The sequence below is a fragment of the Allomuricauda sp. CP2A genome, from assembly GCF_001683915.1.
In the GTDB taxonomy this organism is placed as follows: Bacteria; Bacteroidota; Bacteroidia; order Flavobacteriales; family Flavobacteriaceae; genus Flagellimonas.
Genome location: NZ_LXTT01000147.1, coordinates 14,946 through 31,556 on the forward strand (window position 1 = coordinate 14,946; position 16,611 = coordinate 31,556).

The window sequence follows — 16,611 nt, forward strand, 5'->3', positions numbered from 1 at the left end:
TTTTTGAACTTGCCGTCTTTTCAAAAAAAATCAGGGTAAAACCATTCCAAAGGAACATACTTGGCATTCGGGGCAGCGTTAATGGTTTGACACTAATGGCACGAATTTTCACTAATCATTGAAAACTAGTTGGTGTCAGGTCGAGCGCCCGCCTGCCGGACGGTCAGGCAGTCGAGACCCAAGTTTAGGACAGATAGACTCAAGATTTCTCACATTCGTTCGAAATGACACGGAGGAAAGATTCTTAGTCCAAGAATAAAAACAATATGTCATTTCGAAATGAGGAACATAGTGACGATTGAGAAATCTATCTCTTACACCGCCTTGATCACATAAGTGACCACTCCCCAAATCAATAGGTCACTGTCCTTGGAAACCTTGATGGGTTTGTAATTTTTATTCTCGGGCATCAATGTAATAGTGTCTTTTTCAATGCTCAACCGTTTTACGGTGAATTCCCCGTCCAAAAAACAAACGGCTATTTTGCCATGCTCCGCTTCCAAACTTCTATCGATGACCAAGAGGTCTCCATCATCCAGTCCGGCCCCAATCATGGATTCTCCGCTCACGCGTGCGTAGAAAGTCGCTTCTTTGTTTTTGATCAAAGTTTTGTCCAAACTGATGCGCTTTTCCTTAAAATCATCTGCTGGTGAAGGAAATCCTGCTGAGATGACATTTCTGGACAATGGCATCCCCAAACCCTGCTCTTCATTTGGGGCAAAAAAAGTAAGTGAATCTGTTTCTGGCGATTTTTTTGAGGTCATTTCACTTTTATGATATCATTGATGTTTGTGGTATATCTTGGGGAAAGGTGTTCTTGACGCATCTTCCAAGTCCTTTCCAAATCTTGATTGGCTATTTTCATTTTATTGATGCCATATTTGTTGTTTATGCCGTCCATCACCTGCATAAGTCTGTGGTGTTTTGGGTTTTCGGACAGAAATAGGTCCAATTGTCTTTCATGGGTGGGCACCAGTCCCGATACGATCACTCCTGCCTTTTTGTATTTGATCCCTGGTTTAAAAAGTGTAACGGCTGCTTTTACGGCGTAGTTGCTTATGGTCAGGCTGGAATCCGTAGCATAGGGCAAGGTAACAATAAGACTTCCCCTATCCTGTGGCTCATCCTTTTTATGCCTGTCACTTCTTAAAAGTACAACAAGATAGTTGCAACTGCTTCCTTGGCTCCGCAATTTTTCGGCACAACTGGTCGCGAAGGTGGATATTCGTTCTTTAATGTTTTCAATATCGGAATAGGTACTTTCAAAGCTTCGTGTGGTGGCTATGGCCTTTTTATCGCGGGTGTCATCATCCAGATCCAATGTCGGGCTTCCCTCCAAATCTTTTTTCAGTCTAAGGCCAATTATGCCCATTTGTTTCCGCACCCATTCATCCGACAATTGGGTGAAATCATAAGCCGTTTTTATGTTTCTGCTCTCAAGCCGTCTCAGGTTTCCACGCCCTACCCCCCAAACACTTTCAATCTTGGTCCATTTTAATGCTTTTACCCGTCTTTCCTCAGATTGAATGACATACACACCGCCAGTTTTTGATTTCAGCTTTTTGGCAATTTTATTGGCGACCTTTGCCAAGGCTTTCGTTGGGGCAATTCCTATGCTGATGGGGATGCCCGTACACTTTTCCACACTTCTTTGGATTTCCCTACCGTAAGCATCAAAATCATGGTTCTTGAAACCATCAAACCTTAAAAAAGCCTCATCCACACTGTAGACCTCCATATCTGGCGTGAATGTTCCTAGAATATTCATCACTCTGGCACTCATATCTCCGTACAGGGGATAATTGGACGAAAAGACCTTGATCTTGTTCTCCTTGCAAAATTGTCTGTACTTAAATTCCGGGGCACCCATGGGCAGTCCAAGTGCCTTTGCTTCATCGCTGCGCGAGATGAAACAACCATCGTTATTGGATAAAATGGCCACGGGAACATTGTTGAACTGGGGCTGAAAGGCCCGTTCACATGAGGCATAGAAGTTATTGCAATCTACTAAGGCAAACATGCTTTAAAATACTCGATTTTTGCTAAATTACATAGGAAATCCATTGCAATTCAAATCAAAGGTAACTACGCTCAACATAGAATTGCCCGAAGTGATGAAAAATAATTATCCCGCCCCAAAATCCTATATTAGAGCATGGAAAAAGAGATAAAGCGCAAGGTTTCCCTCACTGGGGACATCAAATTTACGGGACTGCGCCTAAAAGAACCCATGCAAACCTCAGCAGGTCTTTTGGGGGTTAAAGAAGCCTTACGACATACTTTTAAGGAAATGGGCATTGTCCGTTCCATGCGTAGTCTCTTGGAAATGAACCAAGAGGATGGCTTTCGCTGTCCCAGTTGTGCTTGGCCCGTTCCCGAACACCCCTCAAAAATTGCAGAATACTGCGAAAATGGAGCCAAAGCACTGGCAGACGAAGCCACCAAAGAACATATTGGCGCGGAATTTTTTGCAGCGCATTCCGTGGAAGAACTATCCCAACTCAGCGATTTTGAACTCAACAAATTGGGACGTGTGGTTGAACCGATGGTCCTTAAACCGAACAGTGTTCACTACGAGCCCATTTCTTGGCAGGATGCTTTTGAATTGATCTCGGAGGAATTGCACCGCTTGAAAAATCCAAATGAGGCCATTTTTTATACCTCGGGCCGATCCAGCAACGAAGCCGCTTATCTCTACGGTATGTTTGCCCGTGCTTTTGGCACCAACAACATGCCTGATTGCTCCAATATGTGCCACGAATCATCTGGGGTGGCACTTTCCGAAACCTTGGGCATCGGAAAGGGTTCCGTAAAGCTTGATGATCTGTATGGGGCGGAAGTGATTTTGGTGGTGGGACAAAACCCAGGCACCAATCACCCAAGAATGCTATCGGCCCTGGAAAAGTGCAAAAAAAATGGCGGCAAGATCATCAGCATAAACCCATTGGCCGAAACGGGACTGGTCAACTTTAAAAATCCCCAAAATATTTCGGATATGTTGGGCAACGGACAGCCGATTGCCGACATTCACCTTCCAGTCAAAATCAATGAGGATATTGCTTTGGCGAAACTGATCTTGAAGAAACTGGTCGCTCTCGATGCTAAAAATTCCAATATTCTCGACCATGAATTTATTGTGGAATATGTGGATGGTTATGACGAGCTATTGAAGGATTTGGAGCAATATGACATGGAAACATTGCAGCAGCGTACTGGCGTTTCCATGCGAAAAATTGACAAAACGGTTCAGCTGTTGGCCGAAAATTCCAAAATCGTGATTTGTTGGGCCATGGGAATCACCCAGCACAAAAATGCTGTGGAGTGCATTAAGGAATATGTGAATATTTTATTGTTGAAGGGTGCTGTGGGCAAGCCCTTTGCGGGAACCTGTCCGGTTAGGGGTCACAGCAATGTGCAAGGTGATCGAAGTGTGGGGATAATGCATTTCGTGAACAAGACTTTGAACGAGAAAATCCGGGAGCATCTCAATTTTGACCCACCTACCGAACAGGGATATGATACCGTGGAGACCATTGAGGCCATGCACGAGAAAAAGGCCAAGGTATTCATTTGTTTGGGTGGTAATTTTTTAATGGCCGCATCGGATACAAAATATACTGCGGAGGCCTTACAAAATTGTGATTTAACGGTTCAAATCAGTACCAAACTGAATCGAAGTCATTTGGTGACGGGCAAGACAGCACTCCTACTTCCCACTTTTGGGCGTTCCGAAAAAGATGAGAAAAACGGAAAGCTTCAATTTTTGACCATGGAAAGCAGTACGGGCAAGGTTCGGCAGAGCAAAGGTCTGTTGAGGCCTGCTTCGGAATACATTAAAAGTGAACCTGAAATCATTTCGCTCTTGGCCCATACGTATTTTAGGGGCGACCATTCCATGAATTGGTATGCGTTGGGACAGGACTACAATCTCATCCGAAATCTTATCGATAAGACCGTAAAAGGGTTTGAAAAAACGAGTGAACAGTCCAAAGGGTTTGGGTATTACCTCCCGAACAATGTTCGGGATCGTGATTTTCGGATGCTTCCCAATGGCATGGCTCAATTATCAATTAATTCTTTGCCCGACCACCAGCTGAATCCTGATGAACTGCTGTTGATGACCATTCGTTCCCATGATCAGTTCAACACCACCATTTATGGATTGAATGATCGGTATCGGGGTATTCACAACGAGCGCCGTATTGTTTTTATGAATGAAGAGGATATGGCTGAAAAGGGTTTGACCAAATTGGATGTAGTCAATCTATACAGCAATTATGACGGGATCAAACGTTCTGCAGAAAAATTTCTGGTCGTTCCCTATAAAATTCCCAAAGGGAACATGGCTGCCTATTTTCCAGAAACCAATTTATTGGTTCCCTACAATCATTTTGCGGACAAGAGCCAGACGCCTATCAGCAAATCGATTAAGGTAACCGTAGAAAAAGTTTCTAAATTTTAACTATTTAAACGCCTGAATTCCGGTAATATCCGCTCCGGTAATCAAGAGATGGATGTCGTGTGTGCCTTCGTAAGTGATCACGCTTTCAAGGTTCATCATGTGGCGCATAATGCTATATTCGCCTGTAATGCCCATTCCGCCCAAAACTTGTCGTGCTTCTCGGGCAATCTTGATTGCCATGTCCACATTGTTGCGCTTGGCCATGGAAATTTGTGCCGTAGTGGCCCTCCCCTCATTTTTTAACTGACCCAAACGAAAAGCCAGCAACTGGGCTTTGGTGATTTCGGTGATCATCTCGGCCAATTTTTTCTGCTGAAGCTGGTATGCGGCAATGGGTTTTCCAAACTGAATCCGTTCCTTGGCATATCGGAGTGCGGTATCATAACAATCCATGGCAGCACCAATGGCGCCCCATGCAATGCCGTACCGGGCGGAATCCAAACAACCCAATGGTGCACCGAGTCCACTTTTACCCGGCAACAAATTTTCTTTGGGCACTTTTACATTATCAAAAATAAGTTCGCCTGTGGCCGATGCCCGCAACGACCATTTGTTGTGCGTCTCAGGTGTGGAAAAACCTTCCATGCCACGTTCCACGATAAGTCCGTGAATCCTGCCTTCTTCATTTTTGGCCCACACCACGGCTACATCGGCAAAGGGTGAATTGGAAATCCACAATTTGGCACCGTTCAAAAGGTAATGGTCCCCAGCATCCTTGAATTTGGTCTCCATCCCCCCTGGATTGGATCCATGGTTGGGTTCGGTCAGCCCAAAACAGCCCATCCACTCCCCTGTTGCGAGTTTGGGCAGGTATTTTTTGCGTTGCTCTTCCGTGCCATAGGCAAAAATGGGATACATTACCAAGGATGATTGTACGGAAGCGGTGGAACGCACCCCACTATCTCCCCGTTCTATTTCCTGCATGATCAATCCATAGCTGATCTGATCTAAGCCAGCCCCGCCATATTCTTCAGGGATGTATGGGCCAAACGCACCGATTTCAGCCAATCCACCGATAATCTGTTTGGGAAATTCCGCTTTTTGGGCATATTCCTCAATGATGGGGGAAATATCACGCTTTACCCATTGACGGGCAGCATCGCGAACGAGTTTATGTTCCTCGGAAAGCAAATCATCGAGATTGTAGTAATCTGGGGCTTCAAATAAATCGGGCTTCATTCAGAATAAAATTTTACTTGTCAAATATAACATTTAGTCTATTCAATGTTACATTTTTAAATAAAATGCTTGGGTCAATTCAATGTATTCTTTGGTGTATTGATGTCTTCCCTCCTCAATGACCAGATTATCAATGTCCTGTTCAACGGCATGAAAACTAAATTCCATCAAACTCCTTTTAAAATTGGTATTGGGATTACCCTTAACCCTAGTGATTCGGTTTGGAAATAACCCTTCTTTTTTGGCAAGATTGATAAAATCAGATTCTTCTTTAAAGGGAACGATCACCGTAAAAATTCCATCTTCATTCAAAAGTTTTGCCGCACCCTCAACCAATTCTTCAAAAGGCAACGAGCCACTCTGTCTTGCCTTGTCCCGCGATTCACTCCCACTTGTCACATCTTCGGAATAGAATGGCGGATTGGAAACGATCAAATCATAGGTTTCATCCATCTCATCCACAAACTCATCAAAACCGGCATGGTAACAGAACAGTCGGTCTGCCCATGGCGAGGCCTCAAAATTGGCCACACATTGTTCATACGCATCATCATCCAACTCAATGGCATCAATAGTTTCCGCTGATGATCGTTGGGCCAATTGCAAAGCAATCAATCCTGTTCCGGCACCAATATCCAAAATTAAATTGGGCCGGTGTTCCAAAGATGTCCATGCGCCCAGCAAGACCCCGTCTGTGCCCACTTTCATGGCGCACTGATCTTGGTGAATGGTGAATTGTTTAAAAACAAATGGTTTCATTATTCAAATGTAACTATATAAGACATACCTGAATGTAGTCCACCAACTCAACCCAAGCATTCATAAAGTCAAACAGCCCATCCATTAGATTGAGGCAACCCAAACTCTGTATATGGGTTACTTTCGGCGCTTATGTAATAAAATCAAATTACCAATTAAACATTATTATTATGAAAAAACTTATTTATGTATGTATTGTTATGGCATCTTTGGCGCAATGGGCGCATGCACAAGAACAAAACAAATTTCGTGTAGGGCTTGACTTTGGGTACGCCATGCCCGATGGTGGAGGTGGAATTATATTGGCCATTGAACCCAAGTACAATATTGCCGACAATATGAACATTGGTTTGCGTTTTGAATCTGCTGCTATGGCCAAGAATGTTGGTGCAACAGAAGCTGACCTAACAGCAAGCGTATCCTACTCAGGTACCTTTGATTATTATTTTAATTCTGGTAGTTCCTCCTTTGCTCCATTTATTGGTGGTGGGGTTGGTTACAGCTCTCTTGGCAGTCTTAGTTCCAGTGTAGAATCTGAAGGATTTCAGGCTTCCGCGGAACTTGAAGTCGACGGAAAATTTGGCGGACTCGTAAGAGCCGGGTTTGAAGCTGGCAAATTTAGGGTGGCGGCAACATACAACCTTATAGGCAAAACCGACTTCGGTGGGGGTGCAGAAGTAAAAAACTCCTACATTGGCATCTCCCTTGGTTTCTACATAGGTGGTGGGAAATGGAAAAAATAAAATTTTCAGTTTTTACCAAAAAAAGGAGGCCTATTGGCTTCCTTTTTTAGTTCAGATAAAGGTCCACCAGCCCTTCCGGCGTCTTCACATGAATGGTCTTGTTTTTACGATCCAACTTGGTAATAATCTCATCACTTATGGGAATCAAAAGTTGCTTCCCGTCTTTTTCTACCTCAAAAAGGTTTTGTGAAGTGCTGTCGTTCACGGATTGTATGATTCCGATATCGCCATGCACCTCATCCATGAGTGTAAAGCCAATCACTTCGTGAAAATAAAACTTGTCCCCACTAAGTTTGGGAAGCATGGTCAAAGGTAGATACAACTCAGAACCGATGAGCTTATCCGCAGTAGGTTCATCTTTCACCTCTTCAAAATCTATACGGAGCAAGGCGGATTTATGAAGTCGGCAGCGGTCAATAAAAAATGGAACCAGATTTTGCCCCAATTGAACAAAAACTGATTCCATGTTTTCGTAGATTTCGGGTTCGTCGGTGTCCAATTTCACCAATACCTCACCCTTAAAACTATATTTTGAAACGACTTTGCCCAGGTAGAAGCAATCTTCCTTGCGCATCGTCTTTGGATTTACTCTTCTTCTTTGGAAGCTTCTTCAGCCTTTGGCTCTTCCGCAGCTTCCTCCTTCATCTCTTCAGCAGCAGGAGCTTCTTCTGGGACTTCTGGTGCAGCTTCCACAGCGGCAACTTCTTCAGATGCATCACCGGCTACTTCGGTCTCAGGGGTTTCTTCAACCTCGGGAGCCATAGCGGCAATTCGTTTTTCATTGGCTTCTTTCTCGGCTGCCAATGCTTTTGCCCTGGCTTCAGCTTCGGCTTTGCTCAATCCATCTTTTTTGGCCTGAACAGCATGTTCTTTTTCTTCCAACCAAGCCTTGAACTTTTCCTCAACCTGCTCTACGGTATGTGCGCCTTTGGCAACACCGCCCATTAAATGGTGCTTCAACATAACTCCCTTGTAGGAAAGAATGGCCCTTGCAGTATCGGTGGGTTGCGCACCGTTTTGCAGCCACTTTACCGAACTATCTATATCAAGGTCTATGGTTGCGGGATTGGTATTGGGGTTATAGATTCCCAATTTTTCCAAAAATTTACCGTCTCTTTTTGCTCTGGAATCTGCGGCAACCACCCAATAAAATGGTTTACCTTTTTTACCGTGTCTTTGTAGTCTAATTCTAACTGGCATATCACATTAATTTGTAGGGTGCCCGACCCTGGTTATTAATTCTTTTTTGCAATCAGTGAACGTAGTCGAACCGAAAAGCGGGTGCAAATATACATTTATTTGTTTATTACACAGCTATTGAAGTATAAAAAAGTTAAGCCTCTTTAACACATATCCCAAATCCCGTTAAACCCATCTTAAACCACCACAAATACTTGCAATTGCGCCCATTACCTGTATCTTATATATAGGAGCTGTTGAGAGCCAACAGCCAATAACCTAAATGAAGATGAAAACCCATGAAGTACACCGTAGAAATGTCGAACAAACTAAATGAATTATTAAAAAGAACTTATGACGCCGAAAAAGGTTTCAGACAAGCGGCTGAAAAGGTAGATAATAAAACCATAAAAGAATTTTTCGAGAATAGCGCCAATCAGCGATATAACTTTGGAAAAGAACTAAAGGCAGAAATCATTTCTTTTGGACAGGCGCCCGATACAAGTGGAAGCGCCAAAGCAACCCTGCACCGCTCTTGGATTGACTTCAAGGCATTGATTTCTTCCAATACCGAGGAAGTAATGCTGGAAGAAGTGCACAGAGGTGAGAAAGAGGCCATTGCCACATACAATGACATCTTGCAGGACAAAGATTTTGTATTGCCACCATCTACTGAAAGTCTTCTGATGCGCCACAGAAACGCAATCAGAAAAACCTTGGAAACCGCCAATATCTTTGAAGCCGCAATTTCATAATCAAGAGGTTCAATATAAAAGCAAAAGAAGCTGGGAGATTCCCGGCTTTTTTTAGTTGATAAGTCGTAAAAACTCTATTTTCCCAAAACGGGCTTCCTTCGTACTTTTATTCATTGCTTTTTTTGACCTACAATTGAATCTATGTACTTAATCTTTGATACCGAAACCACAGGACTCCCCAAGCGTTGGGATGCTCCCATTACCGATACCGACAACTGGCCAAGATGTGTTCAGATTGCTTGGCAACTGCACGATGAATTGGGGAACTTGGTGGAGCAACAAGATTTTTTGGTACAGCCAGAAGGGTTCAATGTCCCCTACGAAGCTGAACAAATCCATGGTATTTCCACAGCCTTGGCAGAACAAAATGGCGTGCCACTGGGAGAAGTTCTTGAAGCCTTCAACAAAGCTTTGGAGCAGACCAAGTTTGTAGTGGGGCAAAATGTGGATTTTGACATCAACATAATGGGGTGTGAATTTCACCGAAAAGGGATGGAAAGTCCTTTGACACAACTCCCCGTTTTGGACACTTGTACGGAACATACCGCAGAGCTGTGTAAACTTCCCGGGGGCCGGGGCGGCAAATTCAAACTGCCCACCTTAACCGAGCTGCACGAATTTCTTTTTGGGGAAACCTTTGCCGAAGCGCACAACGCCACGGCAGATGTTGAGGCCACCACCCGTTGTTTTTTGGAATTGGTTCGAAAAAAACAGTTCACTTCAGAGCAACTGGATGTACAACCCGATTATTTTGAGCGGTTTTCCGAAGCCAACCCACAAGAAATCCAGCTCATTGGATTAAAGCACATCAATCTAAAGGAAGCGTCCAAGAAAATAGCCGATGCGCTCTGGGCAAAAGATACTGGGGAAATTTCGGAAAAAGAGATCCAAGAAAACATCGAGACCCTCGAGGATGCGCCTTTTGCCCATTTGCACAACCATTCCCAATTTTCGGTGTTGCAGTCCACCATCAACATCAAGGATTTGGTAAAGGCCACTGCCCAGAATTCCATGCCCGCCGTAGCACTTACGGACCATGCCAATATGATGGGTGCCTTTCACTTTGTGAAAGAAATCATGGCGCACAACAAAGTGGTCAAGGAAAAAAATGCTGAACTAGTGGAAAAAGGTGAGCAACCCACCGAAAAAGAAATTATCCCCATTGTAGGTTGCGAATTCTTTGTCTGTGAAGACCACACCAATAAAAATGTGAAGGATTACGGCCATCAAATCGTCTTGTTGGCCAAAAACAAAAAAGGGTATCACAATTTGGCCAAGATGTCTTCCATTGCCTACACCAATGGTTTCTACTATGTGCCCCGTATCGATAAAAAGGTGGTGGAACAATACAAGGAAGATGTCATTGCCCTAACCGGAAACCTTTATGGTGAAGTGCCCGGTAAAATTCTGAACGTGGGCGAAAAACAGGCCGAAGAAGCCCTTTTGTGGTGGAAAGAACAGTTTGGGGATGATCTGTATATTGAAATGATGCGCCATGGCCAAGAAGATGAAGACCGCGTGAACCAGGTGTTGCTACAAATGGCAAAGGACCACAATATTAAGTTGGTGGCCACCAATAATACGTATTACTGCGATAAAAAAGATGCCGAGGCGCATGATATTTTGCTCTGTGTAAAAGATGGCGAAAAACAGGCCACTCCCATCGGCAGGGGTCGGGGTTACCGCTACGGATTGCCCAACCAAGAGTACTACTTTAAGTCTTCGGATGAGATGAAGGAACTCTTCAAGGATGTTCCTGAAGCCATTCTTAACATCAAGCAAATCATTGACAAGATTGAACCATATGATCTGGCCAGTGATATTCTTCTGCCCAAATTCACCATTCCAGAAGAATTCAAGGTCAGGGAAGATGATGAGGATGGTGGCAAGCGGGGTGAAAATGCCTATTTGCGGCACATCACCTACGAAGGTGCCAAAAAACGCTACGGTGAAATCACCCCAGAGATAAGCGAACGCGTGGATTTTGAGTTGGAGACCATCAAAAACTCGGGCTACCCTGGCTATTTTCTGATTGTTGAAGATTTTATCCGCGAAGCGCGAAACATGGATGTTTCCGTGGGACCGGGGCGGGGCTCTGCCGCAGGATCCGTGGTGGCCTATTGTTTGGGCATCACCAACATCGACCCATTGAAATATGACCTTCTTTTTGAGCGGTTCCTGAATCCGGATAGGGTATCCATGCCCGATATTGACATCGACTTTGATGATGAAGGCCGTAGCAGGGTCATGGATTATGTGATCAATAAGTATGGTGCCAATCAGGTGGCCCAGATCATCACCTACGGAACCATGGCAGCCAAATCTTCCATCAGGGATACGGCGCGGGTTTTGGATTTGCCTTTGGGCGATGCGGACCGCATTGCCAAGCTCATTCCCAACATGTCCAAACTGGGCAAAATATTTGGGGTTGATGAGGCAGAGCTGCGAAAAAAATTCCGCTCCGATGAATTGGAAAAGGTCAACGAATTGTTGAACATCTCCGAAGGAGATGACTTGGAAGGACAGACCGTGAACATGGCCCGGGTCTTGGAAGGGTCATTGCGGAATACGGGAATCCATGCCTGTGGGGTCATCATCACCCCAGATGACATCACCAATTTTGTCCCCGTTTCCACAGCCAAGGACTCTGATCTGTACGTGACCCAATTCGACAACTCCGTGGTGGAAAGTGCGGGTCTCCTAAAGATGGATTTCTTGGGATTGAAGACATTGACCCTCATCAAGGATACGGTGAGAATTGTGAAAGCCCGCACCGGTATCGATTTGGTTCCCGATGATTTTCCGTTGGATGACGAAAAAACATACGAACTTTTCCAACGCGGTGACACGGTGGGGATATTCCAATACGAATCGCCCGGGATGCAAAAGCACATGAAAAACCTAAAACCTACGGTTTTTGATGATCTCATCGCCATGAATGCCCTCTACCGTCCGGGGCCCATGGAATACATCCCCAGTTTTATTGCCCGGAAACATGGTGAGGAAGAAATCACTTATGACCTCCCCGAAATGGAGGAATTCCTTCAGGAAACCTATGGCATAACGGTGTATCAAGAGCAGGTGATGTTGCTTTCCCAAAAGCTGGCCGGATTTTCCAAAGGTGATGCGGATGTCCTGCGGAAGGCCATGGGAAAAAAGATTTTTGCCCTGCTCCAAAAATTGAAGCCACAGTTTTTGGATGGTGGTGAAAAAAATGGACATCCGCGAGATGTTCTCGAAAAAATTTGGAAGGACTGGGAAGCATTCGCTTCGTATGCCTTCAATAAAAGTCACTCCACATGTTACGCCTACATTGCATACCAAACAGCCTATTTAAAGGCCCACTACCCTGCCGAATATATGGCCGCTGTGCTGTCCAACAACATGAACGACATCAAGCAGGTGACTTTCTTTATGGAGGAATGTAAGCGAATGGGATTGGAAGTATTAGGCCCGGATGTCAATGAATCGTACTACAAATTTGCAGTGAACAAGGACAACGCCGTTCGCTTTGGCATGGGAGCCATTAAAGGTGTGGGACGCTCTGCAGTGGAGACCATTGTGGAAAACCGGAAGAAAGACGGCCCATACAAATCTGTTTTTGATTTGGCCAAACGGGTAGATCTTAGGGCCGCCAACAAAAAGTCCTTTGAGAATTTGGCCTTGGCCGGTGGTTTTGATTCGTTTACGGACACCCATCGTGCGCAATATTTTCATCATGATGGGGATGAAATCACCTTTTTGGAAAAGGCGATCAAATACGGGGCAAAATTCCAGGAAAATGAGAATTCGTCACAGGTAAGCCTCTTTGGGGAAGCCAGTGAGGTACAAATTCCGGAGCCTGTTGTTCCTCCCTGCGAGGATTGGGGCACCATGGAAAAACTCCGTCGGGAAAAAGAAGTGGTGGGCATCTATATTTCGGGTCATCCTTTGGATGATTTCAAAAAAGAGATTACCGCTTTCTGCAATACCAGTGTTTCCGCCTTTACGAATTTAGAGGAATACGTGAACCGGGAACTGTCCGTGGCCGGTGTGATCACCGATGTGCAACACCGTATTTCCAAAAATGGAAAAGGTTGGGGGCTTTTTACCTTGGAAGACTACACCGATTCCCACGAATTCCGGATTTTTGGTGAGGAATACCTCAAATTCAGGCATTTTTTAATGATCAACTCCTTTGTCTATGTCAAGGCCTTTGTTCGCGAAGGATGGGTCAATCGTGAAACGGGCAAAAAGGGAGATCCCCGATTGCAGTTCAATGATTTTAAACAGCTTCAGGATGTAATGGATGCCTATGCGCGAAAGCTGACCATCAAATTGGACATAGCCCGACTGCAAGAGCAACGCATTCAGACCCTGAAAGATACGCTGCGATCATACAAGGGTGAGCATCCACTCAATTTTGTGGTCTATGAGATGCAGGACGAGATAAAGCTCAAACTGTCCAGCAGAAAACAGAAGGTAAAAATAAGCAGTGAATTGCTATCGGCCTTGGAGGCCAATGAGATTCATTATAAGTTAAACTAACCCACATAGGTAATGCTGATGGCGCAATAATTAAAACGAATGCTCTGTGCGTAAGGTAGATGGGCAATATTTGACTAACTTTGCGAATATTAAAATAAATAAGATGGCACTAGAAATAACAGATGCAACTTTTGACGAAGTAGTTTTAAAAAGCGACAAACCTGTCGTAGTGGACTTTTGGGCAGCATGGTGCGGCCCCTGTAGAATGGTAGGCCCTATCATTGAGGAAGTAAGCCAAGAATATGAGGGAAAGGCCGTAGTGGGAAAAGTGGATGTTGATGCCAATCAGCAGTTTGCAGCCAAATATGGGGTGCGTAACATTCCTACGGTATTGGTCTTTAAAAATGGTGAGATTGTAAATCGCCAAGTGGGCGTTTCCCCTAAAAAAGTCTATACTGATGCTATAGATGCAGCGTTATAACAATATTTGAATACCGATTTTAAAAAAGGTTTGGCAATTGTCAAGCCTTTTTTGTTTTATCTTGAAGCCAGAATCAGTGTATGGACATTAGATCGGAACTTCATAAGGCACAACTTTTTCAAAATCTGGAACTCTTGGCCAATCAGATTGTGGAAGGTTTTATCAGTGGCATCCACAAAAGCCCGTTCCATGGTTTTTCCGCAGAATTTGCCGAACATAAAATCTACAATCCCGGAGAGAGCACCAAACACATAGATTGGAAATTGTATGCCAAAACGGACCGGCTGTATACAAAACGATACGAGGACGAGACCAACTTACGATGCCATATGATCTTGGACAACTCGGCCTCCATGTACTACCCCGAGTTGAAAAACCTCTCCATTGACAATCTCAACAAGATTGGTTTTGGGGTTTTGTCCATTGCCGCATTGATGCAAATCTTAAAAAAACAACGGGACGCTGTGGGTTTGAGCATCTACTCTGACACTTACAATTTTCATGCGAATGAGAAAAGCAGTGAGCGCCATTTTCAGATGCTGTACTCCAAATTAAATGAGGTTTCGGAAATCAAGAACACCTCACAGACCACAAAAACCTATACGTTTTTGCATCAGATTGCGGAAAAAATCCATAGGCGTAGTCTTATATTTTTGTTTTCGGACATGTTTCAGACCGAAACGGAAGAGGACAGACTCTTTGAGGCACTCCGCCATTTAAAATACAACAAACATGCTGTGGTTCTTTTTCATTTGCTGGATGAACAACATGAACTCGGCTTTGAATTTGAAAATACCCCCAAGCGTTATGTGGACGTGGAGACCGGTGCACATATCGATTTGTATGCGGACAATATTAAAAAAGCCTATTCCAAAAAAGTGCGGGAATATCAGGAAAATCTACAAATGAAATGCGCCCAGTACCGAATTAAATATGTGGGGGTTGATGTGCGGCAAAATTTCTCGCAAGTGCTGAACACATTTATGATAGAACGGCAGAAATTTGTTTAGCCATTAATTTTAAAAAATGTTTTGTTGAATCCGAAATGAGAGTGTATATTTGCACTCGCTTTAAAAAAGCAAATGAACAAGATTTGAATCTGGCTGTTGCCGGAGTCTCACAAAGATAAAATCATTGGTCTGGTAGTTCAGTTGGTTAGAATACCTGCCTGTCACGCAGGGGGTCGCGGGTTCGAGTCCCGTCCAGACCGCTTGGAATATTTCCAAATTTATGCAAAAGCCTGTAAATGAAATGTTTACAGGCTTTTTTCATTTCCATTGGTGCCAAAAAATAGCAAAAAATACCATATAAAAGGTGCCTAATTCGGTGCCTCTCAAGACTCTTATTTCAGAGGCACCTCCATCGCTATAATCAGCTGTTTTGCAACTTATTGCAAGGATTCGTTAACATTTATTTAAGACCTTTTTTTGTACCTTCAAAGTGTTAATTCAATCCTATTCTTATGTTTTCTACAGTCAACGTCATTTTTTACCCAAAGAGAAAGGTTGTAAAGCAACCAAAAAAATCCATCATCTATGCCCGAATTACCCTCGATGGGAAACGTGCGGAGTTCAGTACGGGCAAGCAAATTGAACTTTCCAGATGGGACGCCGACAACTGTAGGGTTCGCGGCAAAGGCCCAGAAATACTGGTGCTCAATCGATTTTTTGACACCTTAAAGGCGAAGTGTATTTCTATCTATGATGAGCTTGTCCGTACCGGTGAATACGTGGATGCGGATACCGTGAAGAACATCTTTTTGGGCAAGGGTCAGAAACAATATCTGATCTTGGAAATATTCCAAGATCACAATGATGAAATGGAAAGTTTGGTGGGCAAGGAATATTCCGCAGGAACACTTCAACGGTATAAAGCTGCCAAATCACATATCTCCGATTACATAGCACACAAGTACCAAAAAAAGGATTATCCGCTTAAAAAGATAGATTATGAGTTTATCATGGATAGGGCGGTCAATGTATACCACCTGCGGCGGATGAAAGTGAGCAGTGCAAATCAAGTGCACGAGATCGACTCATTTTGGTGGTGAAGTTAATGTTTATTTTTAATTTTTTTCCTCATAGATTCCCCTTTAATGTCCACCCTGTGCGCTGAGTGCACCAGACGGTCAAGGATGGCGTCAGCGATTGTTTTTTCACCGATGACATCGTGCCATGCCTCCACGGGCAGTTGTGAGGCTATAATAGTGGACTTTTTGCCGTGCCTGTCCTCTATGATCTCCATCAAAGAGTGCCTGTTGATGTTGTCCAATGGTTTTAGGCCAAAGTCATCCAGTATGAGCAGGTCCTGTTTTTCAAGTTTTCCAATGAATTTTAGAAAGGACCCGTCCGCCTTTGAGGTTTTGAGCAGGGTAAAGAGCTTGGCCGTGTTGAAGTACATGGTCCTGTACCCCATTGAGCAGGCCTGGTGCCCAATGGCCGAGGCCAGATAGCTCTTGCCCACCCCGGTGCTCCCGGTAATGAGCATATTTTCACCCTTGTGTATAAATCCACAGGAGGCGTAGCGTTGTATCCTGTTCCTGTCGATGTTCCTTCCAGGGCCGTAATCGATGGCCTCCATAACGGC

14 protein-coding genes and 1 tRNA gene are annotated in these 16,611 nt (G+C 44.2%); 8 read left to right on the forward strand and 7 right to left on the reverse strand.

Features of this window, described 5'->3' with window-relative positions; genetic code table 11:
* Positions 1 to 314 precede the first annotated feature (314 nt).
* Positions 315 to 764, reverse strand: coding sequence for a LexA family protein (locus A7D14_RS17730; RefSeq protein ID WP_067037558.1), 450 nt, complete (start codon positions 762 to 764; stop codon positions 315 to 317).
* On the reverse strand, positions 761 to 2,020 hold the full coding sequence (locus A7D14_RS17735) for a Y-family DNA polymerase (protein ID WP_067037560.1): 1,260 nt from the start codon (positions 2,018 to 2,020) through the stop codon (positions 761 to 763). Before A7D14_RS17735 ends, A7D14_RS17730 begins: the two co-directional genes overlap by 4 nt.
* Before the next feature lie 135 nt (positions 2,021 to 2,155).
* Here A7D14_RS17735 and A7D14_RS17740 point away from each other — a divergent pair, with 135 nt between their 5' ends.
* Positions 2,156 to 4,462 carry an FdhF/YdeP family oxidoreductase gene (locus A7D14_RS17740; protein WP_067037561.1) on the forward strand — a complete coding sequence of 769 codons (2,307 nt, stop codon included), beginning with the start codon at positions 2,156 to 2,158 and terminating at the stop codon, positions 4,460 to 4,462.
* On the opposite strand, the gene A7D14_RS17745 is transcribed toward A7D14_RS17740, so the two are convergent.
* Entirely contained in the window at positions 4,463 to 5,641 is a 1,179-nt protein-coding gene (locus A7D14_RS17745; protein WP_067037563.1) for an acyl-CoA dehydrogenase family protein, read from the reverse strand.
* A 48-nt stretch (positions 5,642 to 5,689) separates the two neighbouring features.
* The gene (locus A7D14_RS17750; protein ID WP_409552702.1) at positions 5,690 to 6,403 is read right to left on the reverse strand and encodes a tRNA1(Val) (adenine(37)-N6)-methyltransferase; all 714 of its coding nucleotides are present in this window, start codon (positions 6,401 to 6,403) and stop codon (positions 5,690 to 5,692) included.
* A 167-nt stretch (positions 6,404 to 6,570) separates the two neighbouring features.
* Between A7D14_RS17750 and A7D14_RS17755 the strand changes: the two genes are divergently transcribed.
* The gene (locus tag A7D14_RS17755; protein WP_067037567.1) at positions 6,571 to 7,143 is read left to right on the forward strand and encodes a hypothetical protein; all 573 of its coding nucleotides are present in this window, start codon (positions 6,571 to 6,573) and stop codon (positions 7,141 to 7,143) included.
* 46 nt (positions 7,144 to 7,189) lie between these two features.
* Here A7D14_RS17755 and rimM read toward each other — a convergent pair whose 3' ends face one another.
* Positions 7,190 to 7,717: a ribosome maturation factor RimM gene (gene rimM / locus A7D14_RS17760; protein ID WP_067037569.1), complete on the reverse strand. Its 528-nt coding sequence runs from the start codon at positions 7,715 to 7,717 to the stop codon at positions 7,190 to 7,192.
* A gap of 11 nt (positions 7,718 to 7,728) precedes the next feature.
* Positions 7,729 to 8,343 carry a 30S ribosomal protein S16 gene (locus A7D14_RS17765; protein ID WP_067037570.1) on the reverse strand — a complete coding sequence of 205 codons (615 nt, stop codon included), beginning with the start codon at positions 8,341 to 8,343 and terminating at the stop codon, positions 7,729 to 7,731.
* A 278-nt stretch (positions 8,344 to 8,621) separates the two neighbouring features.
* Here A7D14_RS17765 and A7D14_RS17770 point away from each other — a divergent pair, with 278 nt between their 5' ends.
* The 6 genes from A7D14_RS17770 to A7D14_RS17795 all read left to right on the forward strand — a co-directional run bounded on the left by A7D14_RS17770 (position 8,622) and on the right by A7D14_RS17795 (position 16,075).
* Positions 8,622 to 9,077, forward strand: a complete 456-nt coding sequence (locus tag A7D14_RS17770) for a ferritin-like domain-containing protein (RefSeq protein ID WP_067037572.1) — start codon at positions 8,622 to 8,624, stop codon at positions 9,075 to 9,077.
* Between the two features lie 141 nt (positions 9,078 to 9,218).
* Complete coding sequence (gene dnaE, locus A7D14_RS17775; RefSeq protein WP_067037574.1) at positions 9,219 to 13,604, forward strand: DNA polymerase III subunit alpha; 4,386 nt, start codon at positions 9,219 to 9,221, stop codon at positions 13,602 to 13,604.
* A gap of 103 nt (positions 13,605 to 13,707) precedes the next feature.
* The gene (trxA, locus tag A7D14_RS17780) at positions 13,708 to 14,025 is read left to right on the forward strand and encodes a thioredoxin (RefSeq protein WP_067037576.1); all 318 of its coding nucleotides are present in this window, start codon (positions 13,708 to 13,710) and stop codon (positions 14,023 to 14,025) included.
* 80 nt (positions 14,026 to 14,105) lie between these two features.
* On the forward strand, positions 14,106 to 15,035 hold the full coding sequence (locus A7D14_RS17785; protein ID WP_067037578.1) for a DUF58 domain-containing protein: 930 nt from the start codon (positions 14,106 to 14,108) through the stop codon (positions 15,033 to 15,035).
* A 126-nt stretch (positions 15,036 to 15,161) separates the two neighbouring features.
* Positions 15,162 to 15,235: transfer RNA gene (locus tag A7D14_RS17790), tRNA-Asp, on the forward strand.
* A 252-nt stretch (positions 15,236 to 15,487) separates the two neighbouring features.
* The gene (locus tag A7D14_RS17795) at positions 15,488 to 16,075 is read left to right on the forward strand and encodes an Arm DNA-binding domain-containing protein (RefSeq protein WP_067037580.1); all 588 of its coding nucleotides are present in this window, start codon (positions 15,488 to 15,490) and stop codon (positions 16,073 to 16,075) included.
* Between the two features lie 2 nt (positions 16,076 to 16,077).
* Here A7D14_RS17795 and A7D14_RS17800 read toward each other — a convergent pair.
* A partial coding sequence (locus tag A7D14_RS17800) for an ATP-binding protein (protein ID WP_067032083.1) occupies positions 16,078 to 16,611 on the reverse strand: 534 nt, incomplete at its 5' end.

Coding starts and splice junctions, on each gene's coding strand:
- A7D14_RS17785 (WP_067037578.1), top strand. CDS start 14,106: ATGGACATTAGATCGGAACTTCATAAGGCACAACTTTTTCAAAATCTG.
- rimM (WP_067037569.1), bottom strand. CDS start 7,717: ATGCGCAAGGAAGATTGCTTCTACCTGGGCAAAGTCGTTTCAAAATAT.
- A7D14_RS17765 (WP_067037570.1), bottom strand. CDS start 8,343: ATGCCAGTTAGAATTAGACTACAAAGACACGGTAAAAAAGGTAAACCA.
- A7D14_RS17740 (WP_067037561.1), top strand. CDS start 2,156: ATGGAAAAAGAGATAAAGCGCAAGGTTTCCCTCACTGGGGACATCAAA.
- A7D14_RS17730 (WP_067037558.1), bottom strand. CDS start 764: ATGACCTCAAAAAAATCGCCAGAAACAGATTCACTTACTTTTTTTGCC.
- A7D14_RS17745 (WP_067037563.1), bottom strand. CDS start 5,641: ATGAAGCCCGATTTATTTGAAGCCCCAGATTACTACAATCTCGATGAT.
- A7D14_RS17795 (WP_067037580.1), top strand. CDS start 15,488: ATGTTTTCTACAGTCAACGTCATTTTTTACCCAAAGAGAAAGGTTGTA.
- A7D14_RS17735 (WP_067037560.1), bottom strand. CDS start 2,020: ATGTTTGCCTTAGTAGATTGCAATAACTTCTATGCCTCATGTGAACGG.
- A7D14_RS17755 (WP_067037567.1), top strand. CDS start 6,571: ATGAAAAAACTTATTTATGTATGTATTGTTATGGCATCTTTGGCGCAA.
- dnaE (WP_067037574.1), top strand. CDS start 9,219: ATGTACTTAATCTTTGATACCGAAACCACAGGACTCCCCAAGCGTTGG.
- A7D14_RS17770 (WP_067037572.1), top strand. CDS start 8,622: ATGAAGTACACCGTAGAAATGTCGAACAAACTAAATGAATTATTAAAA.
- trxA (WP_067037576.1), top strand. CDS start 13,708: ATGGCACTAGAAATAACAGATGCAACTTTTGACGAAGTAGTTTTAAAA.